Origin of the sequence: Pseudomonas sp. YuFO8, from assembly GCF_035065025.1 — a bacterium.
GTDB lineage: Bacteria > Pseudomonadota > Gammaproteobacteria > Pseudomonadales > Pseudomonadaceae > Aquipseudomonas > Aquipseudomonas putida_AE.
In genome coordinates, this window is the sequence record NZ_JAXDEQ010000067.1 from 1 (window position 1) to 21,025 (window position 21,025).

Consider the following 21,025-nt stretch of genomic DNA (forward strand, 5'->3'; position numbering starts at 1 on the left):
GGGACACGCCGATGGCGAAGATCAAAAACGGTACCAGCACCGAATACGGGTCGATGGCGTAGCCCAGCCAGGCGACGATGCCCAGTTGCCAGACCACCGCGATCAACGAGCAGCCGACCACCAGCAAGGTGCTGCGCACGCAACGGGTGTAGGCATAGATGATGACCAGCGAAGTGACAACGGCCAGGCCGAAAAACATCATCACCTGGATCAGGCCGTCGATCAGGTCGCCCATCAGCTTGGCAAAACCGATGACCCGGACCTTGTAGTGGCCCTTGCCCTCGACACCGGACTTGCGTGCGGCGCTGTCGCCAGCGTATTCGATCTTGTCGCGCAATTGCTGCTCGAGCATCTGCGAAAAGGCGTGGTAGTCGATGCGCTGGCCACCGGCGGCGGCTTTGTCCAGCAGCGGCACGATCAACATGGTCGACTTGAAATCGCTGGCCACCAGACTGCCGACGATACCGGCGCGGGAGATGTTCTGGCGCAGTTGCTCGATCTGTTCAGGCTGCCCCGAGTAGGTATCAGGCATCACCGGGCCACCCTGGAAACCTTCCTCGGTGACTTCCGTCCAGCGCACCGCAGGGCTCCACAGGGATTTCATCCATGCACGGTCGACGCCTTCGGTGAGGAACAACTGGTCGTTGACCTGCTTGAGCACGTCCAGATACTCAGGGTCGAAGATATCGCCCTGGGTGTTCTCGACCACCACCCGCACCGAGTTGCCCAGGCCGCGCAACGAAGCGCGGTTCTCGAGGAAATTCTGGATGTACGGCTGGCTCTGCGGAATCATCTTCTCGAAGCTGGGACGCAGCTCCAGGCGGGTCACGGCCATGAAGCCCAGGACCACGGTGGCCAGGGCCATGAGCAGCATGAACAGCGGCCGATAGTTGAACACCAGCCGTTCGAGCAGGTTGCCGGAGCGGCGGTCGAAATCACGCAGCTCGCGGATCACCGGCATGGCGTCTTGTTTGATATTGCCCATGTCTGGGTTCTCGCTCTGAATTTTCGAGGTCTTAATCGACGGACAGTGCCTGTGCACCACGGCTACCCGCTACCACCAGGGCGCCTGTGGCGGACTGGGTGGCACCGGCGACCGGGGTACGTGCCGGTTGCTGCACCAAATGCAATTGCGCGCCAGTGCCCTGGCTGACCAGCATCTGGCCGCCCTGGGTGAACAGGCGGTAATTGCCACGGGCATCGATGAGGCCGGCGGTGATGCTGACGTGCAGGCCACTGTCCAGCGCGGTCCAGCTCTGCCCGCCGTCGGTGCTGCGCAGCACGTTGCCACGCAGGCCGTAGACCAGCACTTCGCCAGGCTTGCCGATCACGCCGAAGAAGCTGCCCTGGTAAGGCGTTGGCACGGCGGCGAAGCGTTGGGCGTTGCCATCCCACTTGAGCAGCAGGCCCTGCTCGCCGGCGATGTACAGCGCATCGCCGGTGGAGGCGATGGCATTGAGGTGGAAGCCTTGCGGGTTGTCGGTGCGATCCTGGAACGGCGTCCAGCTTTGGCCACCATCGTCAGTGCGCAAAATCAGGTTGAACACGCCGACCACATAGCCGGTTTTGTCATTGGCGAACCACACATCGAGCAGCGGTTTGTCGGCGCCCTGCTCCACCAGGCGCTGGCCTTCGGCGACCAGCAGCGGCCATTGTTCATTGCCCGGTTCGGCACTGGCCAACGCCGTGTAATGCTTGACCAGCAGATCGCCGATCTGGCGGCCGTCGAGTTGTTTGTTCCAGGTCACGCCAGCGTCGCTGCTGTGCAATACCACGCCGTCATTGCCCACCGCCCAGCCCTGGCTGTCGGTCGGGAAACTCACGGCGGTGAGGTCGGCACTGACCGGCACGGCGGCCTGTTGCCAGTGCTGACCGGAATCATCGGAAAACAGGATATGGCCGCGTTGGCCAACGGCGATCACGCGCTCACCGGCGCGGGCCATGCCGGACAGAGGACTCTTGATGGCCAAGGCGCTGACCCTGGCAGGCAGGTCCAGCACGTCGACGTAATCGGACGCCTGGCTGACGCCCTGCGACAGACAGAGCGCAATGCCAAACGCCAGCTTCAACATATTATTTTTATACGAACACATACCGCGTCCTCTTCGGAAAACCGCGCCACACCTCGCGCCGTGCAGCTCATGTGGGAGCGTCTGCTTGCGGTTGGTTTAGCGAATGCCGCTGCCGGCCAGGGATTCCGAAGACCACTGGGCCTTGGAGAGCGGATCGATGTACTTGATGCCGCCGTAAGGGCCGACTACACCATTGATGTTGTAGGAACCACCGACCAGGTCGTAGATCATGAACGGCGTGGAGTCCGGGATCTGCTTGTCATAGCTCTGGCTGAGGAAGGCGAAGGAACCGCGATAGAGCTGACCACGGGCGTCATATTGATCCGAGGCCAGAGCGGTCCAGCTGTCTTCGTCGAGGTAGAAGCGACGCTTGGCATAGATGTGCCGGGCGCCCGACTTGAGGGTACCTTCGACGACCCACACGCGGTGTTTTTCCCAGCGAACGAACTCCGGTGCCAGGTGATTCGGTGTAGTGATCGACTTCGGATCCTGGACGTAGGTCAGCTTGTAGGTGTTGTAGGGCACGATCATTTCCTGCTTGCCGACCAGCTTCCAGTCGTAGCGATCCAGCGCACCGTTGAACACGAACACATCGTCGTAGGTACCGGCACCGGCAGTGCCCGGGTTAGGCGTGTCGTACGCCAGGTTCGGAGCCAGTTTCACCCGACGCTGGCCAGGCAGGTATTGCCAGGCGCGGCGCGGTTGGGTCAGCGGGTTGGCGGCGTCCTTGAGCATCACCGCTTCGCCGGCACGACGCGCGGGGCCGGTGTACGACAGCTTCATCTGGTAGTAAACGTCGGCGCTACTGATCGGCTGCGCGAGGTTTTCGTAGATCGGGTAGGAAATGAACGCCTGCCCGGTGGTGGCCAGGCTTGGTACGCCGGCGGAGTCAACGTTCCAGGAGTCGTACTTGGAGTTGATGCTCACGCCCTGGTAACGCAACAGGAAGTTCCACATCGCTTCGTTGCCCGACTGCGGGATCGGGAACGGTACGCCCGGCAGCACGTTGTCGATGGCCAAGCCGCCTTCGAGGGACTTGGCGCCGCTGGCGTTCTTCACGCCGTTATCGAGGATCGCCTTGGGCAGCGACACGGTGCGGTGGGTCGGGAACACATCGACACGGAACGTCGGGAAGCGCTTGGCCAGTTCCACGGTGGTAGCGGTGAGCATGCCCTTGTACTGATCGACGTTCTTGCCGTCGATCACCAGCAAGGGTTTTTCACTGGCGAACGGGTCCGGGCGCATGCTGTCGCCGGATTTGAAGCTGGCTGGCGGCGTGGTCAGGCCACCGTTGTAGGCCGGAATGGAACCATCAGCGTTCCCGGCCTTCTCGGCGCCCACCAGGGTCAGGCTGGTGCCCAGCTTGGCAGCGTCCTGGGTTGAAACAGCGGCCTGTACCTGGGCGGCAAGGACCATGGCCAGCGAAGCGGCCAACACGGTTTTGACGAATTTCATGTTGTTATTCTCCTGCTTGCGTTGAGCAAATCAGTGGTGAATCAAAAAGTGGTTTTCATCGTCAGGTAAACGGCGCCACGGTCCTCAGTCGTTGCACCACCACCGGAAAAGGCTGAGTAGCCACCGGCGTAGCAGGCGTAGTTTTCGTTACCGCTGAAGGCGTTCGGCGCAGCGCCGTCACCTCCGTTGGGGCCGGTACTCACACCACTGACATTGCACTTGTCGGCTTTGCCGAAAGAATCCACGTACTTCAGGTCGACAAAGTATTTGTTGTACACAACGGCCCCGAGGCCGACTGCGTAGTTACCGGTATCCTTGGCACCGCCACCGGAGACCGGTGACACGCCATCGAGACCGAGGTTGATGGACATCGGCGCGTTGAGGTCGACACCGGGAAATACCTGGTACCAGGTCGGTGTGAAGTTCACCGCGATACCCCAGTTGTCCCGGGTCGGTTGGTCGATGCCGCGATAGGTATCCTTGCCTTTGTAGAGCGCCTCGTTCTTGCTATCGAGCTTGAGCAAGTTGCTGTAGTACAACTCGGCGAGCAGGGTCGCCGAATCGAACACGGGGGTTTTCGGCATGGTCATCAGGCCGTTGAGCGTCCAGTGCAGGGTGTCGCCGGTGGCGGCCATGCTGTCGCCCTTTTCCGGGGTGTCATAGACGATGCCGGTGCCGGGCGTGCGCGCCGGCAACAGGCCAAGACCCTGGCCCAGGCCCAGCGGACTGTTGGTGCTGACGACCGCCGGAATACTGGCCAGCGGCATGTTGTGCCGAACGTTGAGGTCCGAGCCCACGCTCACACCGCCCACGTCCTTGGACAGGCTCAGGCCGACGATCTTGACGTTGTCGGCATAGGCCATTTGATAGGTGGCGGTGCTCAGCGAGTTGAGGGTGTTGATCACCGCGGGTACCTGGCCGGCCGGACGGGTGCCGTTGGCGTTGGCCGAGCTCAGGCCACGGGCATCCAGCCAGGCTTGCGGCAGGATTTCCGAGGTTTCGCGGTAGTAGACACCGAGGGTGCCATCCAGCCAGGCCGGCGACCACTTGGCCATGATGCCCCAATCGCCACGCTTGTCCGGCGTCAGGTCATGCCCGCGACGCACGTTGGTCAAGCCGTTGCACGGCGCCAGGCCACAGCCCAGCGGGCTGCCCGGGACCACGGCGTTGGTGTTGCCCAACAGGAACGACTGCGCACCAAAACCGACCAGGTCGGAACCGCCGTAGTAGGTGCCGGCTTCCGGCAGGCGCGCGGCGTCCCAATCGAGGAAGTACTGGGCGCCCACGGTCAATTCCGGATTGACGGTGAAGGTCATCGACAGCTGGTTGCGCGGGACGAACAGTTCCTTGGCTTCAGTGCCCGGCGACGCGGCGAGCTTGGCCAGGTCGAGGCCGGACTGGCCGTAGCTGATCGAATGCACCGGATTGAGAATGGTCTCGCCCCAGAACACGTTGTGCTGACCAGCCTTGACGCTGAGCATCGACTCTTCGCCCACTTCGGTGCTGTAGAACACGAAGGCGTCGAGGATTTCGCCGGACGGGCCGCTGTAGTAGCGCTGGGCGTAGTTGCTCAGGTGCGGGCTGCCATTGCCGACGTTGTCGTTGGTGACCCCGGCCAGGCGCGGGTCGTTGGCGATCAGGCCCGAGGTCGAACCGTTGCCGTTGACGAACGGGTTGGAGTTCGAACCGGTGTTATCGTAGGCCTTGTCGTACCAGGTGGCGGCGCTGACACGGAAGCCCATGTGGTTCTGATAGACCACGTCCATCTCGGTCAGCAGGTCGACACGGTTGGTGATGTTGGTGCCGGACTTGCGGAAGTTGTAGTCGCCGTCGTTGTTGTTCGGAGTGCCCAACATGCGCTTGTCGGCGCTTTCGGTGCGCACGCCATAGTTGTACTTGATGGTGTTGTCCAGGCGAACGTTCCAGTCCGGGTTACCGGTCTCGATTTCTGCGCCATGGGCGGCCGGCATCATGGCGGCCAGGATGGCCGAGGCCAACAAGGTGTAGCGTGCGGTGGTGAAGCCGTGATTCTTATTGTTGTGCATTGCGTTGTCTCCGCCTTTTTGTATTTGTTTTAAGCGCAGCAGCCCTCGCGCGACCCGGTGGGGCCTGCGTGTTCAGGGATGAGGGCGAGTGCTGGTCGGGATGCGGCCCGACCGGCTCCTGTACTAGCGGTCCAGCTCGAGGATGAGTGCTTCAGCCTCAGGCCAGTGACCGAAACCCGCCGCCGGATTGAGGTGGCCGACATCGCCCAGATTGAGCAATTCGGCGCCCCAGCCTTGGGCAAGTCTAGTGGCGGCGTCCAGGCTGGCCAGGTGATCGTTGGTGCTGGCGGCCACCAGGCTACGGAATGGCAACGGCCCGGTTGGCAGAGGATCCCAACCGCTGCTGCGCAGGGTTTCAGGGGATGGGTAGTTGGCGGGCCAGGCGGCCTCGAGATCCGGTGGCGCGGCCAGCAGGGCGCCCTTGATCGGACGACTGAATTGCGCAGCCCAATGGGCGACCATCAGCACACCGGCGCTGTGGGCGACCAGGATGACCGGCCCGTCGATCTGTTCCAGCTGGTGCTGGATCGCCCGGACGCGGGCATTGCAATCGAGCTTGTCGGTTTCCAGTGGCGGCACACTGCGTACCTTTTCCAGCCTGGCTTCAAGCAGCGTTTGCCAATGTTCGGCAACGTGCTCGCGCAGGCCCGGTACGATCAGAACGGTTGCGGCGGTTTGCAGTTTGTTCAATTCAACACCTACGCTTTCTCGATGACTCGACTGGCTCTGTGGCCAGGGGCTTTTTGTAGGACTGACATTAAAGATCGCCCCCCCCTGGCGCTTTTCATTGGACGTCAGGCACTTTTCATTTGATGACAGGTTTTTTCGCCACCGGATGCTCCTGACCGCTGGTCGAATAACCCCACGGGATCGCTGCGGGTCACTGTAATCAATGGGGAGCGTCGACCGCCCTTCGATAACGGTTGTCGGCCGGGCAGAATCGGGCGTGCACTGTCGTCAATCGCACAACTGTTCAAGTGCTGATGTGCTGGATATAGTCGCCAGGTTCAATTGATCGCAATTGGCTAAGGAAAGACCTTCGAATGCCCAAGCTTGTTCGCGCCGCCGTCTTGACCAACTACCTTGAGGTCACTCAATACCTGGGTTTCAACCCGCACGATGTACTGGCCGGCGTCGGCTTGACCAAGGCCCAGCTGCAAGCCCCCGGGCACCGCATCCCCATCGATGCCGCCGTACGCCTGCTGGAGGATTCGGCCGCCGCCAGCGGTTGCCAGACGTTCGGCCTGAGCATGGCCGAGTCACGCCAGCTCTCGGATTTCGGCGTGGTCGCCCTGCTGCTCAGCCATCAGCGCACGCTGCGCGATGCCTTGCAGGTGGTGGTGCATTACCGGCACTTGATGAACGATTCGCTGGCGATCTTCATCGAAGAAGCCGGCAAGATGGTGATCATTCGCGAAGAGGTGGTCACCGAATCGCCGATGGCCAGCCGCCAGGCCACCGAGCTTGCCATCGGCGTGATGTTCCGCCTGTGCGCCGCCCTGCTCGGCGCCCACTGGCATCCCTACAGCGTCAATTTCACCCACCAGGCCCCCGACAACGTGCAGCTGCACCGGCGCCTGTTCGGCTGCACCCTGGAGTTCGGCAGCGAGTTCAACGGCATCGTCTGCGCAGGCGCCAACCTGGACATGACCAACCCCAATGCCGACCCGGCCATGGCCCGCTACGCCCAGAGCTACCTCGACTCGTTGCAAAGCACCGAAAGCACGTCGATGCTGTTCGAAGTGCGCAAGGCCATCTACCTGCTGCTACCCATGGGCCGCGCCACCATCGAGCAGATCGCCCAGAGCCAGGGCATGAACGTGCGCACCCTGCAACGTCGTCTCAAGGACGATGGTTGTGCTTTCAACGACCTGATCAATGATGTGCGCCGGGATTTGGTGCTGCGTTATCTGGAGAATCCGAACTACTCGCTGGGAAGGATCGCCGACATGCTCGGGTATGCGATGGCGAGTTCGTTTACCCGCTGGTTCATCAGCCAGTTCGGCATGCCGCCGGCGGCGTGGCGAGCGCAGAAGCAGGGTTCGGCAAAAGCTCCGGCGGATGCTGTCCCACCCAAGATCTCCTGATATCGCGGCGCAAAAAAACCGGCGTGACCGTCGACCAATCACTCACGCCCGTACCCAATCAACTGTGGGAGCCGGCCTGCCGGCGATGACGGCCTCAAAGCCACCCCATCTCCCCCGGCCGCACCCGATCTACTGTAGGAGCCGGCTTGCCGGCGAAGGCGGCCTCACAGCCACCCCATCTCTCGCGGCCCTACCCGATCTACTGCAGGAGCCGGCTTGCCAGCGATGGCGGCCTCACAGCCAATCCATCACTCTTGGCCCTACCCGATCTACTGTAGGAGCCGGCTTGCCGGCGAAGGCGGCCTGACAGCCAACCCATCACTCGCGGCCCTACCCGATCCAGTGTAGGAGCCGGCTTGCCGGCGATGGCGGCCTCAAAGCCAACCCATCACTCTTGGCCCTACCCGATCTACTGTAGGAGCCGGCTTGCCGGCGAAGGCGGCCTGACAGCCGACCCATCACTCGCGGACCTACCCGATCCACTGTAGGAGCCCGGCTTGCCGGCGATGGCGGCCTCAAAGCTGACCCATCTCCCACGGCCGTACCCGATCTACTGTGGGAACGAGCTTGCTCGCGAAAAACGTCTGGACAACGCATTCATTCAGACAGCGCGCGTCATCGTTGACGACCATCGCTGCGATGCGGCGACCCGACAAGCCAGCTCCTACAGGGGGGATGCGTTCATTTGGGGTCAGGTCGGCTCGTAGGCCGCCTCGCTTTTGCTTTTGAATTGGCTTTTGATTTTCTTGCCACATCGTGAGGCCGAGTGGAGGTTCTGCGTAGTGGGCCCATGTAGGAGCGAGCTTGCTCGCGAAAAACCTGAGAGCACCGCGGGGTGTCAGGCTTCCCGCGTCATCGTTGACCTCCATCGCGAGCAAGCTTGCTCCTACAGTAGATCGGGTACGGCCGTGGGAGTTGGGTCGGCTGTGAGGCCGTCATCGCCGGCAAGCCGGGCTCCTACAGTGGATCGGGTACAGCCGTGAGAGATAGGTCGGCTGTGAGGCCGTCATCGCCGGCAAGCCGGGCTCCTACAGTGGATCGGGTACAGCCGTGAGAGATGGGTTGGCTGTGAGGCCGTCATCGCCGGCAAGCCGGGCTCCTACAGTGGATCGGGTACAGCCGTGAGAGATGGGTCGGCTGTGAGGCCGTCTTCGCTGGCAAGCCAGCTCCTACAGTGGATTGGGTACAGCCGTGAGAGATGGGTTGGCTGTGAGGCCGCCTTCGCCGGCAAGCCGGGCTCCTACAGGGTGTGCGCGGTGCGAATGCACCTTGGTTAACCCGGCAAAAAAAACGGCGACTGCTGGTACAGTCGCCGTATAAAGACCGGTGCGGGTAACACCGGTCGAGCGCTTCACTGTGACGAGGAGCCAGCCCAGTGAAGCCCTGCGATAAAACCTGTGGAAGACCTGCCCTCAGAGCCCCCAGCGCAGCAACAACAGCACCAGCACGACGAGGAACACCGTCTCCCCCACCATCAGCAGGATCGGCTTGATGCCCACCGCCGCCAGCTCCTTGAGCTGGGTCTTCATGCCCAGGGCGCTGATGGACACCACCAGGCACCAGCGCGACAGTTCATTGACCGAACCCTGCACCACCGGGGCAATCCAGCCGGTGCTGTTGATGCACGCCAGGATCAGGAAACCGACGGCGAACCATGGCAGCAACGGTGGTCGCTTGCCGGTTGGATCGGCGCCTTGCATGCGGGTGATCATCGCCGCGGTGACGATCACCGGCAGCAGCATGGCGACGCGCATCAGCTTGACCACCGTGGCGGTGTCACCGGTCTCGGTGGACATGCTGTAGCCGGCACCGACCACCTGGGCCACGTCGTGGATGGTCGCGCCGAGGAACACGCCCGCCACCTGCGGCGACAGTTCCAGCCAGTTGGCGATCATCGGGTAGACGATCATCGCCATGGTCGACAGCGCCGAGACACCGATCACCGTGAACAGGGTCGCGCGTTCTTTCTGCGGGTGATTTGGCAGCGCGGCCGCCAGGGCCAGAGCCGCCGATGCGCCGCAGATCGCGGTGGCGCCACCGGTGAGCATGCCGAACAAACGCTGGAAGCCCAGCGCCTTGGCCGCGATCACCGATACGCCGATGGTCACCACCACCAGGATCACCACCAGGGCCACCGGCTTCCAGCCCAGCGCCGCCATCTGTTCGAGGGTGATGCGCATGCCCAGCAGCGCCACGCCGATGCGCAACACGGTGCGCGCGGTGAATTCGATGCCGGCCTTGCAGACGCCGTCACCGGCGAGGAAATTCAGGGCCATGCCCAGCAGCAACGCGAACAGCATGACCGGGGCACCGTAGTGCTCGGACAAAAACGAGGCGGCGGCGGCCACGATCAGACTGACGATAAACCCCGGGGCCAATTCGCGCGTGCGACTATGGATACGGGTAAGGGCGATGGCGCTCATGGCGCGGCCTCCTCGGGAACGATGACGATGAACGCCTGGCCGTCGATGATCTCGACCGGGTAGTTGTTGACTTTCACCTGCCTGGAATTGAGCAGGTAGCCGCTGTGCAAATCGAAGCGCAAACCATGGGCGCAACATTGAATCACTCGCCCCTCAAGACGCCCGCCACACAGCGAGGCGCCCTGGTGCGGGCAACTGTCGTCAATGGCGAACAGCTGCCCGTCGACGTTGAACAACGCCAGGCTCTTGTCGTCGAACTCGAACAGCGCCCGGCCGCCGGCCTGCGGGTGTTTGCCGGCAGGTACGGGAATGCGCCGGGTCATGCCGGCTGCCGCTCGCGTTCATTTTCCTTGAGTGCTTCGTTCATGGCCCCGAGCAGCGCCTGGGCAGGTTGGGCACCGATCACCGTCATGCGGCCGTTGAACTGAAAGCTCGGCACGCCGCTGGTCGCACCGGGAGATCCCTCGAATGGCGTGCCGTCGCCCTTCAGGCAATCGAGCAGCGCATCCGCATCGATACCGCAGGAGCGGGCAATGGCGAGCAAGGTCTCGCGGCAGCCGAGGTTTTCGCGTTTGCGGAAGTAAGCGGCGAACAGCCGTTCGAGCAGCATTTCACGCTGGGCAACATTACCCAGTGCGCTGGCTCGCTCGAACAGGCGATGTGCGTCGGCGGTGTTGGGCATCGTCTCGATGTGGCTGAGGTCGATGGTCAGTCCTACCGCCGCGGCAGCCTGCTGTACCTGGGCCTGGCGCATGGTCACGGCATCGGCATTGCCCAGGCGCTTGCGGTAGAAATCGGCGAAGGGCTCACCTTCTACCGGCAAATGCGGCAGCAACTGCACCCCATGCCACCGGGTGTTGATCTGCACATCCGGATGGCGATTGCGAAACTGCACCTGCGCATGCTCCAGCTGGCGTTTGCCGATCAGGCACCAAGGGCAGATAAAATCGAAAAACACATCAATTTGTAGACGACGACTCACAACTTCACCTCTAACCCGGCCTGGTTGACGGGGTCAGGCACGCTCTGACCCTGAAGGCGGGCAATATCTTTGTGGTAATGACACTTGGCGTAAAAGAACACCGCCGCTGCCGCGAGGCTGACCAGTGGCACCAATTGGAACGCGGCATGCAGGCCGATCAGGTCCGACACCCGTCCAGTGATGAACGGCCCAGGCGCCAGGCCCAGCATGTTGTTGGCCAATGTCAGCGTGGCGAAGGCTGTGCCGTGGACCGAGTAATGGGTCAGGTTGGCGACCATCGCCCCAGCCGGGCCGGTGGTGCCGGTGGCAATCAGCATGCCCAGGCAGATCAGCGCCAGTTGCAATGGCCCTGCCTGTAGCGCGAACGCCGCCGACAGCAGCAGGCAGCTGCCCAGGCAAAACGCGATGGCCAGGCTGACCTTGCGTTCCGGCGAATTACGGCACAGCCGATCGCTGAGCATGCCGCACAGGATCATCCCGGCGCCGCTGCACAGGACGATTATCGCGGCCATGCCGCCCGCCTTGTCCGTGGGCATGTCGTAGTAGCGATTGAGGTAGCTGGGAATCCACACCATCACCGTGCCGCCGACGAACAGCTGCAAGCCACTGCCGAAATAGGTCGCCACCACCGAACGGCTGGACCACAACGTGCTCAATGGACGCTTGACCGCGGCCACCTTGTTCGCCAGCTGGGCTGCGCGCTTGGGTGCAATCTTCGCTTCCTTGACGATGATCGGGTAAAGCATCGCCAGCAGCAGGCCGAACAGCGCCATGCCGGCGAACGACCAGCGCCAGCCGAGCTTGGCGGCGATCGCACCGCCCAAGGCCATGCCCAACACCGAGCCGAACATCCCGCCCGCCATGAAGGCACTGGCCAGGGTGGCGCGCATGTGTTTCGGAAACACCGAAATCACTACCGCGATGCCGACGCTGCCGTAGGCCGCCTCGCCAACGCCCACCATGAACCGGGCGATGAACATCTGCTGGTAATCCTGGGCCAACGCGCAACCCAGGGTTGCCACGCTCCACAGCATCGCCATCAGCGCCAGGCTCTTGACCCGGCCGAAGCGGTCGGCCATCAGCGACAGCGGAAACGTCAGCAGGCCGACCATCAGGGCGACAATGCCACTGAGCAGGCCCAGCTGACCGTCGCTCAGGGACCACTCGCTCTTGAGAAGCGGGAACACCGCATTGAGCACCTGGCGCGACATGTAATCGGAAATCAACAGGCCGAACGTCAGTGCAAAGACAATCCAGGCATATTTACGCGCAACGTTGACGCAACCAGCGTCGTCATCGTCGGCGATTGGGTGAAAGGCCATGCAGCCTCCTCAAAGCTTTTATTTATTTTTGTTATCAAGCGTTTTGCAGTGCGCACGAGCGGTCACGGCCCCTCGTGCGCGCCACGGGTCAGCCGCGTTGCGGCACACCTTTTTGCCCAGCCTTGCGGTTGGGGGACATTCCGTTGGCCAGCAGGGTGTCTTCGATGCTGTCGTACTGCACACCGATGCGATAGATCTCACGGGCTTCTTTGCCGGTGGCGATTTCGCGACCCAGTTCGTGGGCGATGCGTACGGTTTGCTTGATCTGCGCAACCGAGCCGAAACGCTCGCCCTTGTGATCAATGATAGTGTCTTCGTTGCCCACGCGTGGGTGCAGACCCATGGACATCGCCATGGTGTTGAACGGCAGCACGTTCTTGAGCAGCGACTCGGAGGTCAGGGTGCAACCATCCGGAACACGGTGGATGAAGTTGAAGAAGTTGAACGGGTTCGGACCGTCGAAACCACCGCCGATGCCGATCCAGGTCAGGTTCAGCGGGCCCTTGTAGATGCCCTTGCGCACCAGGCGCTCCAGGGTTTCGTAGGCATGGATGCCGGTCAGCTGGAAGTGCGGCTGGATGCCGTTGTCCATCAGGCGCTTGAGGTGCTCGGCAACCCAGGCTGGACCGGCCGGTACGGTCATTTCGCTGTAGGCGGCCTGGACCATCGGGTTTGCCAGGGAGGTGCCTTCCAGGTATTCCGGATACAGCAGCTCCATGATGTTCATCTGGGTGGTGTTGATGGCCACCGTGACCTGGTCCGGTTTCGGCGTCAGCTCGGCCAGCATGTGGCGAGTGTCGTCGGACAGCCACTTGGCCGCTTCACCATCGCTTTCCGGGGCGAAGGAAATCGAGCCGCCGACCTGGATGATCATGTCCGGCACGGCTTCGCGCACACCGGCGATCAGCTCGTTGAACTTGGACAGGCGCTTGGAGCCCTTGCCGTCCAGTTCACGCACGTGCAGGTGCAAAACCGTGGCACCGGCTTCATAGCATTCAACCGCTTTCTGGACTTGCTCGTCCATGGTCAGCGGGATGTCTTCCGGGAAGTCTTCAGGCATCCATTCCGGGCCGTACGGGGCCACGGTGATGACCACCTTTTCCATGTTTTCGGGGTGCAGGGAATCGTCGAAGAATTGCATGGTTTACTCCAGTTCTTATGATTGTCCCGTCCGCCCGGGTCGTGGCCGGGCAGACGTGTCTACGAGTGCGTATGCAGAAAGGTTGGATCAGAAAGTCTTGTCGCCGATGATCCCGGCGCGCTCCATCTTGCGATGGCACGGCGGGTAGTCCATGACGGCGTAATGCTGGGTACTGCGGTTGTCCCAGATGGCGATGCTGTTGGGCTTCCAGCGCCAGCGCACTTGATACTCAGGGATGTACGCCTGGCTGATCAGGTAGCGCAGCAACTCGCCGGCGCCAGGGTTGGCGTCCTGGCCGAAGCGCACCCGTTCAGGGGTGTGATAGTTGCTGAAATGAGTGGTGAAGGCGTTGACGAACAGCACCTTCTCGCCGGTTTCCGGATGGGTGCGCACCACCGGGTGCTCGGCGTCCGGGTACATCGCCTTGAGGCCCAGGCGTTTTTCGATCGGCATGGCGGCGCCGAAGCTCGCTTCGATGCTGTGGCGGGCACGCAGGTCGGCGATCTTGAGCTTTACGTCTTCGGGCAGGTTCGCATAGGCCTGGACCATGTTGGTCCACATGGTGTCGCCGCCCACTGGCGGGCATTCAACACAACGCAGCACGGCACCCATCGGCGGAACTTCGCGCCAGGTCGCATCGGTGTGCCAGGCGTTTTCGTAGCGGTCCATCGGCTGGTCAGGATTCTTGTAGATGCGCACCAGCCCCGGATGCTCCGGATCGCTGCCGGCCACCGGGTGGTCTTCCAGCTCGCCGAAGCGGCGGGCGAAGGCCACGTGGTCGGCGCGGCTGATGTCCTGGTCGCGCAGGAACACCACTCGGTGCTTGAGCAACTGGGCACGAATCTCGGCAAACAGACCGTCGTCATGCACCGCGTCGGCGAGGTTCACGCCGATCAGTTCGGCACCGATGCTGCAGGTCAATTGTTCGACTTTCATGGCTGGCAGCTCCTTAAATGACGAAAATCGACGAGCCGGTAGTCTTGCGCGACTCAAGATCGCGATGCGCCTGCACCGCGTCCTGCAACGCGTAGTGCTGGTTGATCTCGATCTTGATGCGGCCGCTGCCGACGTGGTCGAACAGCTCACCGGCCAGGGCGGCTTTTTCCGCAGGGTCGCTGATGTAGTTGGCCAGGGCCGGACGGGTCAGGAACAGCGAACCTTTCATCGCCAGCATCACCGGGTCGAACGCCGGGATAGGCCCGGAGGCGGTACCCACGCAGACCATCAGGCCACGGGGTTTCAACGAATCCAGCGAACCCATGAAGGTGTTCTTGCCAACGCTGTCGAACACCACGTTGACGCCCACGCCGTCGGTCAATTCGCGAACGCGAGCGGCGACGTCTTCATGGCTGTAATTGATAGTATGGTCGCAACCGTGGGCACGGGCGATTTCAGCCTTTTGCTCGGTCGACACCGTGCCGATCACGTTCAGGCCGAGCAACTTGGCCCACTGCGAAACGATCAGGCCAACGCCACCGGCGGCGGCGTGCAGCAGGATGGTGTCGCCTTCCTTGAAGTCGTAGATGCGGCGCATCAGGTACGACGACGTCAGGCCGCGCATGGTCATGGCCGCGGCAGTTTCGAAACTGATGGTTTCCGGCAGCTTGATCAGCGGCGCGGCCGCGATCAGTCGTTCGGTGCTGTAGGCGCCGAGGGTGTTGAGGAAACCGGTATAGGTGACGCGGTCCCCCACCTGGACGTTGGTCACGCCTTCGCCGATGGCCTGGACCACACCGGACGCCTCGACGCCCATGCCGTTGGGCATCGGGATCGGGTAGGTGCCGTTGCGAAAGTAGGTGTCGGCATAGTTCAGGCCGACCGCTACATGACGCAGACGTACCTGACCAGGACCGGGGTCGCCGACTTCGACATCCTCATAACGAAGGACGTCGGGACCACCGGTTTCGTAGAAGCGTACGGCTTTGGCCATTTTTCTTGTTCTCCAGTCTGCAATATTGGCTGCTGCGTCGATTTGCGCTGATTGGACTGTAGGATGACGCCCAAACAGCCGCTTCTCATCAGACGACAATGGCTTTTCATTTCATGACAGTGCCCGCCGTGGCGTTCCCGGCGGTGGATGACTTATCCGCTGCCGCTCGCTACCCTGCACACCTCGGCGCCAGCCGGCGCGGGACCACCCACACTCCGTCCAGACGAGCGCGTCATGAAATCCCCCGCAGGTTTGTTGCTGTCGGCCATCGAGCTGGACCGTGCCAGCGCCATCCCCTTGTACCGCCAGCTTTACTTGCAGATTCGCAAGCAGATCCTCGGCGGCCGCATCCAGGGCGGCGTGCGCCTGCCGTCGACGCGCACCCTGAGCAAGGAGCTGGCGCTGTCGCGGATCACCATCCTCAATGCCTTCGATCAGTTGATCGCCGAAGGCTTCCTGGCCTCGCGCACCGGGGCCGGCACCTACGTCGGCACCGAGTGGGAACAGCGCACGATGGTCGACGACGGGCAGGCGCGCCAGCCGCCTCGCCTGTCCGACCTGAGCCAGTCGATGCTGTCGCTGCGCAGCGATCATTTTCGCGGGGTGTCCTATGCCGATTGGGACCCTTCGACCCCGACCTCATTCCTGCCCAGCCACAGCACCTACGACGCCTTCCCGCAAGCGATCTGGCGGCGCCTGATGAACCGCCACCTGCTCAAGCCGAGCAAGGCCATGCTCGGTTATGGCGAGCTGCAAGGCTTGCAGGCCTTGCGCACGGCCATCGCCGAGTACGTCTTCGACGCCCGGGGCATCGACTGCGACGCCGGGCAAGTGGTGATCGTTTCCGGTGCACAGCAAGCCTTCAACCTGCTGGGCATGCTGCTGCTCAATCCGCAGGACAGCGTGTGGATGGAAGACCCGGGGCACATCGCGGCGCGCATCGCCTTGCAGGCCCAGGGCGCGCAGGTGGTGCCGCTGCGCGTCGATGAACAGGGCATCGATGTCCAGCAAGGGCTGGCCCAATGCCCCGATGCGCGCCTGGTGTTCACCACCCCCTCGCGCCAGCATCCCCTGGGCGTGACCCTCAGCTATGCGAGACGCCAGGCCCTGATCGATTGGGCGGCACGCCAGCAGAGCTGGATCGTCGAGGACGATTGCGACAGCGAACTGCGCTACAGCGGCCGCCTGCTGCCCGCGCTCTATGCCATGGACCAGATGGCGCGGGTGATCTACGTCGGGACCTTCAGCAAGGTGCTATTCCCGTCGCTGCGCCTGGGCTACGTGATCTTGCCCCAGGCCTTGGTCGAACCCTTCTGCACCTTGCGCGCGGTGATGGATCGCAGTCCGCCCACCCTGCTGCAGGCGACCACGGCGGACTTCATGGTCGAAGGCCACTTCCTGGGGCACATCCGTCGCCTGCGCACACTGTACCAGGCTCGCCAGCAGGCCCTGGTCGAGCAGTTGCAACAACAGCTCGGCGGATTCTTCAGGATCACCCCGGTGGACGCCGGCATGCACCTGATCGCCTGGCTCCCCCCGGCGCTCGACGACGACGCCATTGCCAAGCAACTGGCCCGGCACAACATCCACACCTACGCCCTCTCCGACTACTGCATCGGGCACGTGCTGCCGCCGGCCCTGCTGATCGGTTTTGCCGGCACCCCTGAACACCAGGCCCGGGAACGCGTCGCGGCGCTGGCCCGGGCGCTGGACGCAATGGGGTGCCTGACGCAGGCCACTTGAAGCCCGCAAGTGGTCTTATCAATTAACTGATAATGGATCTATCGAGAGTTCCTGACTGGCGCGATAAAGGCTGCGTCGCAAGACCCAGCGTCTGAACCAGGAACGACTCGAATGAACAATAAGATCCAGGAACGATTCAACGCCCTGCTCGGCCACAACGTGGTCGAGGACGGCACCGCTCCCGTGCTGACCGACGCACTGGCCCGCCGGTTGCTCGACCGCCTGGCGCAACTGCGCCTGTTCGCCCACGCCTACCCGCTGCTGACCAACCTCACCCACGGCCGTGTCACCCCCGCCGACCTGCTCGACTTCGCCTATCGCCACGAACTGCAAGGCCTGAGCCTGCACTTGCTCGACGGCGAGGAAAACAGCCTGAGCCAGATGACGCCTGCGCAACTGCAGGTGTTTGCCGCCAAGGCCAGGGCCCTGGGCCTGGATGTGCATCTGGAAATCAGCAGCACGCGGAAAAAGGACGTCGACCAGGTGATCGCCATCGCCCTCGCCCTGGGCGTGCGCAACATTCGCGTCTACTCGCGCTACGAGGGCACGCTGTCGCAAGTGATGGACGTGATCGAAACCGACCTGCACTACCTCGCGCAGCAGGCCGACAAGCACGACCTGTACTTCGACTTCGAGCAGCATGAAGAGCTCAAGAGCGCCGAGATCGCGCAACTGCTGACCCGCCTCAACCACCCTCGCCTGCATGCCCTGTTCGACTTCGGCAACATGATCAATGCCTGCGAACAGCCCCTGCAGGCGCTGCGCAACCTGGCGCCGCACATCCGCCAGGCGCACCTCAAGGGCGTGCGCGTGGTCCCCGAGCAAAACGGCTTCGGCCATTACGGCGTGCTGCAGGGCAGCGCCGAAGACGACCTGCCCAGTGCCCGCCTGCTGTTCGAGCTGCTGATGCTGGGCGACACCAGCCCGCAGGTCATCGCCTTCATCCTCGAGCAGGAAAACCACTACGTGGCCCCGGCGTTCCGCCAGACCCTTGAGGCGGCCGACCCCTTCATCGCCTACCGGGAAATGAGTGATACACCGCTGCCCGAAGGCTTCTCGCTGGAACGAATGCTGGCCGACGAACACCGCTGGGCGAACAACCAGGTCGCCTATGTCCGCGGTGTGCTGGCCGAGTTGCGCACCCTGGCCGAACTCACCCTCGCCGATACCTGCAACGCCTGAACCCGACGCTACGAACCGATTACGCCCGGAGAACAATAATGACAATGCAAAACAAGGCCAAATGGCTACGATTCCTGATCCTCATCCTCGGTGGCGGCACCATCTACAAACTGGCCAACCTCAAGGACGCCTTTTATGTGCCCATGCAGGAATTCATGGGCCTGAGCCACACTGAAATCGGCATGTTGCTCAGCGCCAACGCGATCATCGCCACCGCGCTGTTCGTGGTCGGCGGCCTGCTCGCCGATCGCTACGACACCCGCAAGCTGATCCCCCTCGGCCTGATCGGCACCGGCGGCCTGGGGCTGTACCTGGCGACATTTCCACCCTTCAGCAACCTGCTGATCGTGTTCAGCCTGCTGGCGGTGTGCGCCGACTGCCTCTTCTGGCCGTCGCTGCTCAAGGCCATCCGCAACCTGGGCGACGATCAGGAACAGGGTCGGCTGTTTGGCCTGCTCGAAGGCGGTCGTGGTGTCGTCGATACCCTGGTGGCCTTCTGCGCGTTGGGTGTGTTCATCGCCATGGGCTCGGGCGAAGCCGGCCTGAAGTCGGCGATCCTGTTCTACTCGGTGATCGACATCCTGGCCGGCACCCTGACCTGGTTCCTGCTCAAGAGCGGCGCCACCCAGTCGACCGCCAAGCCCGGCAACGGCCTGGCCAACCTGTTCGAAGCCATCAAGGTGCCGGGCATCTGGCTGGTCAGCCTCAATGTGTTCATGGTCTACATCGTCTACTGCGGCCTGACCTATTTCATTCCCTACCTCAAGGAAATGTACGGCCTGCCCGTGGCCCTGGTGGGCGCCTACGGCATCATCAACCAGTACTTCCTGAAGATCCTCGGCGGCCCTGCCGGCGGTTTCATCGCCGACAAACAGTTCAAGAGCACCAGCCGCTACCTGAAGTGGGCGTTCCTGGCGCTGCTGCCGCTGATGGCCGTGATCCTGTTGATTCCGAAAAGCCCGAGCTTCATCTATGCCGGCATGGCCGCCACCCTGTCCTTCGCGCTGATCGTGTTTTCCATGCGCGGCGTGTTCTGGGCGCCCATGGGTGAAGTCGGCATTCCCCAGCACATCACCGGCTCGGCCTTCGGCATCGGCTGCCTGATCGGCTATGCCCCGGGCATGTTCGCCTACGTGATCTACGGCGCCATCCTCGACCACTTCCCCGGCCAGCAAGGCTATAACTATGTGTTCAGCCTGATGAGCGGGTTGGCGATCGTGGGCTTCCTGGTGTCCAGCCTGCTGTATCAATCGGTGCGTAGAAACGCCACCGTCACGGGCAAGGTGAGTGCAGCACAGGCTTGATCCTGACGCTGTGTATCACTGTGTATCTGGACAGCAGCGAGATACAGGGGCTGACACCGGCCCCGGTCTTCGACACAGGCCAGATACGTCTTCGCGTTCAAATGCAGGCAGGGTTTAAAGGGGATCGGCCCGATCCCCTGGCCAGCGGCTTGAACAGGAGACATCACATGAAGAAGGCACAGCACAACGACAGAACCGGTAACCCTCGCCGCCGCCTGGTCGGCTCGTCGATCCTCGCCCTGAGTCTGTTGGGCGTTCTGGGTGTAGCTCACGCGCAGACATCCCCTGCCGCCCCCCCTGCCGGCACCACGCAGGCGGCGCCCTCGCCGTTCGGTCCGCTCAAGCATGTCAACGCGGGCCTGCTCAGCGTGGCGTACGCCGAAACGGGCCCGGCCGACGGCCCGGTGGTGATTCTGCTGCACGGCTGGCCGTACGACATCCACAGCTATGACGAAGTCGCGCCCTTGTTGGCGGCCAAGGGTTATCGCGTGCTGATGCCCTATGCGCGCGGCTACGGCGATACGCACTTCCTCTCCGACAAGACCTTGCGCAATGGCCAACCGGCCGCGCTGGCCAGCGACGTCATCGATTTCATGGACGCCCTGAAGATCAAGCAAGCCGTGCTCGGTGGTTATGATTGGGGCGCGCGTTCCGCCGACATCGTTTCGGCGCTGTGGCCGGAACGGGTCAAGGCCCTGGTGTCGGTCAGCGGCTATCTGATCGGTAACCAGGCCGCCGGCAAGAACCCGCTGCCGCCCAAGGCCGAACTGCAGTGGTGGTACCAGTTCTACTTCGCCACCGACCGCGGCCGCGCCGGCTACGAGAAACACACCCATGACTTCGCCAAGCTGATCTGGCAACTGGCCTCGCCAAAATGGGCCTTCGACGACGCCACCTTCGACCGCAGCGCCAAGGCGCTGGACAACCCCGACCATGTCGACATCACCGTGTTCAACTATCGCTGGCGCCTGGGCCTGGTCCAGGGCGAAAGCCAATACGAAGCACTGGAGCAGAAACTGGCCACGGCACCTTCCATCAGCGTGCCGACCATCACCCTGGAAGGCGACGCCAACGGCGCCCCGCACCCGGCCCCCGAGGATTACGCCAAGCGCTTTACCGGCAAATACCAGTTCCGCCTGATCAGCGGCGGCATCGGCCACAACTTGCCACAGGAAGATCCGCAGGCGTTCGCCAAGGCGGTGATCGATGCGGATCATCTTTGAGGCCTGACAGCCGCCCCATTTCTCGCGGCTGTACCCAATCACTGTAGGAGCCGGCCTGCCGGCGATGCGATGGTGGCCGTGATGCCGCCTTCGCTGGCAAGCCAGCTCCTACAGGA

Annotated in this window: 16 protein-coding genes and 1 pseudogene; 5 read left to right on the top strand and 12 right to left on the bottom strand. The window is 62.8% G+C overall.

Annotated features, from left to right (window positions below; all coding sequences use genetic code 11):
* The 5 genes and pseudogenes from SOP95_RS30440 to SOP95_RS30460 form a co-directional block, all read right to left on the bottom strand.
* A pseudogene (locus tag SOP95_RS30440) lies at positions 1 to 985 on the bottom strand (RND family transporter); the annotation flags it as partial.
* A gap of 31 nt (positions 986 to 1,016) precedes the next feature.
* On the bottom strand, positions 1,017 to 2,093 hold the full coding sequence (locus SOP95_RS30445; RefSeq protein WP_323609370.1) for a WD40/YVTN/BNR-like repeat-containing protein: 1,077 nt from the start codon (positions 2,091 to 2,093) through the stop codon (positions 1,017 to 1,019).
* Between the two features lie 75 nt (positions 2,094 to 2,168).
* A complete protein-coding gene (locus SOP95_RS30450; protein ID WP_274077797.1) occupies positions 2,169 to 3,527 on the bottom strand; it encodes a DUF1329 domain-containing protein in 1,359 nt (452 codons plus the stop codon).
* A 41-nt stretch (positions 3,528 to 3,568) separates the two neighbouring features.
* The gene (locus SOP95_RS30455) at positions 3,569 to 5,572 is read right to left on the bottom strand and encodes a DUF1302 domain-containing protein (protein WP_274077796.1); all 2,004 of its coding nucleotides are present in this window, start codon (positions 5,570 to 5,572) and stop codon (positions 3,569 to 3,571) included.
* A 123-nt stretch (positions 5,573 to 5,695) separates the two neighbouring features.
* Positions 5,696 to 6,262 carry an RBBP9/YdeN family alpha/beta hydrolase gene (locus SOP95_RS30460; protein ID WP_274077795.1) on the bottom strand — a complete coding sequence of 189 codons (567 nt, stop codon included), beginning with the start codon at positions 6,260 to 6,262 and terminating at the stop codon, positions 5,696 to 5,698.
* 353 nt (positions 6,263 to 6,615) lie between these two features.
* Between SOP95_RS30460 and SOP95_RS30465 the strand changes: the two genes are divergently transcribed.
* Positions 6,616 to 7,659, top strand: coding sequence for an AraC family transcriptional regulator (locus SOP95_RS30465; RefSeq protein ID WP_323609372.1), 1,044 nt, complete (start codon positions 6,616 to 6,618; stop codon positions 7,657 to 7,659).
* A 1,412-nt stretch (positions 7,660 to 9,071) separates the two neighbouring features.
* On the opposite strand, the gene SOP95_RS30470 is transcribed toward SOP95_RS30465, so the two are convergent.
* The 7 genes from SOP95_RS30470 to SOP95_RS30500 form a co-directional block, all read right to left on the bottom strand.
* On the bottom strand, positions 9,072 to 10,082 hold the full coding sequence (locus tag SOP95_RS30470; protein ID WP_323609373.1) for a YeiH family protein: 1,011 nt from the start codon (positions 10,080 to 10,082) through the stop codon (positions 9,072 to 9,074).
* Positions 10,079 to 10,405, bottom strand: coding sequence for a Rieske (2Fe-2S) protein (locus tag SOP95_RS30475; RefSeq protein WP_274077792.1), 327 nt, complete (start codon positions 10,403 to 10,405; stop codon positions 10,079 to 10,081). The genes SOP95_RS30470 and SOP95_RS30475 overlap by 4 nt, the downstream gene beginning before the upstream one ends.
* The gene (locus tag SOP95_RS30480) at positions 10,402 to 11,064 is read right to left on the bottom strand and encodes a DsbA family oxidoreductase (protein ID WP_274077791.1); all 663 of its coding nucleotides are present in this window, start codon (positions 11,062 to 11,064) and stop codon (positions 10,402 to 10,404) included. The genes SOP95_RS30475 and SOP95_RS30480 overlap by 4 nt, the downstream gene beginning before the upstream one ends.
* Positions 11,061 to 12,386: an MFS transporter gene (locus SOP95_RS30485; protein WP_323609374.1), complete on the bottom strand. Its 1,326-nt coding sequence runs from the start codon at positions 12,384 to 12,386 to the stop codon at positions 11,061 to 11,063. The genes SOP95_RS30480 and SOP95_RS30485 overlap by 4 nt, the downstream gene beginning before the upstream one ends.
* Before the next feature lie 88 nt (positions 12,387 to 12,474).
* Complete coding sequence (locus tag SOP95_RS30490) at positions 12,475 to 13,527, bottom strand: 3-keto-5-aminohexanoate cleavage protein (RefSeq protein ID WP_274077789.1); 1,053 nt, start codon at positions 13,525 to 13,527, stop codon at positions 12,475 to 12,477.
* 87 nt (positions 13,528 to 13,614) lie between these two features.
* On the bottom strand, positions 13,615 to 14,463 hold the full coding sequence (locus SOP95_RS30495; RefSeq protein ID WP_274077788.1) for a TauD/TfdA dioxygenase family protein: 849 nt from the start codon (positions 14,461 to 14,463) through the stop codon (positions 13,615 to 13,617).
* A gap of 13 nt (positions 14,464 to 14,476) precedes the next feature.
* On the bottom strand, positions 14,477 to 15,457 hold the full coding sequence (locus SOP95_RS30500) for a quinone oxidoreductase family protein (protein ID WP_323609375.1): 981 nt from the start codon (positions 15,455 to 15,457) through the stop codon (positions 14,477 to 14,479).
* Between the two features lie 234 nt (positions 15,458 to 15,691).
* Between SOP95_RS30500 and pdxR the strand changes: the two genes are divergently transcribed.
* The 4 genes from pdxR (at position 15,692) to SOP95_RS30520 (ending at position 20,909) form a co-directional block, all read left to right on the top strand.
* Positions 15,692 to 17,200 carry a MocR-like pyridoxine biosynthesis transcription factor PdxR gene (gene pdxR, locus SOP95_RS30505; RefSeq protein WP_323609376.1) on the top strand — a complete coding sequence of 503 codons (1,509 nt, stop codon included), beginning with the start codon at positions 15,692 to 15,694 and terminating at the stop codon, positions 17,198 to 17,200.
* A gap of 111 nt (positions 17,201 to 17,311) precedes the next feature.
* Positions 17,312 to 18,382 carry a sugar phosphate isomerase/epimerase family protein gene (locus SOP95_RS30510; protein WP_323609377.1) on the top strand — a complete coding sequence of 357 codons (1,071 nt, stop codon included), beginning with the start codon at positions 17,312 to 17,314 and terminating at the stop codon, positions 18,380 to 18,382.
* A gap of 38 nt (positions 18,383 to 18,420) precedes the next feature.
* Complete coding sequence (locus SOP95_RS30515; RefSeq protein WP_274077784.1) at positions 18,421 to 19,686, top strand: MFS transporter; 1,266 nt, start codon at positions 18,421 to 18,423, stop codon at positions 19,684 to 19,686.
* A gap of 167 nt (positions 19,687 to 19,853) precedes the next feature.
* On the top strand, positions 19,854 to 20,909 hold the full coding sequence (locus SOP95_RS30520) for an alpha/beta fold hydrolase (protein ID WP_323609379.1): 1,056 nt from the start codon (positions 19,854 to 19,856) through the stop codon (positions 20,907 to 20,909).
* The last annotated feature ends 116 nt before the right edge of the window (positions 20,910 to 21,025 follow it).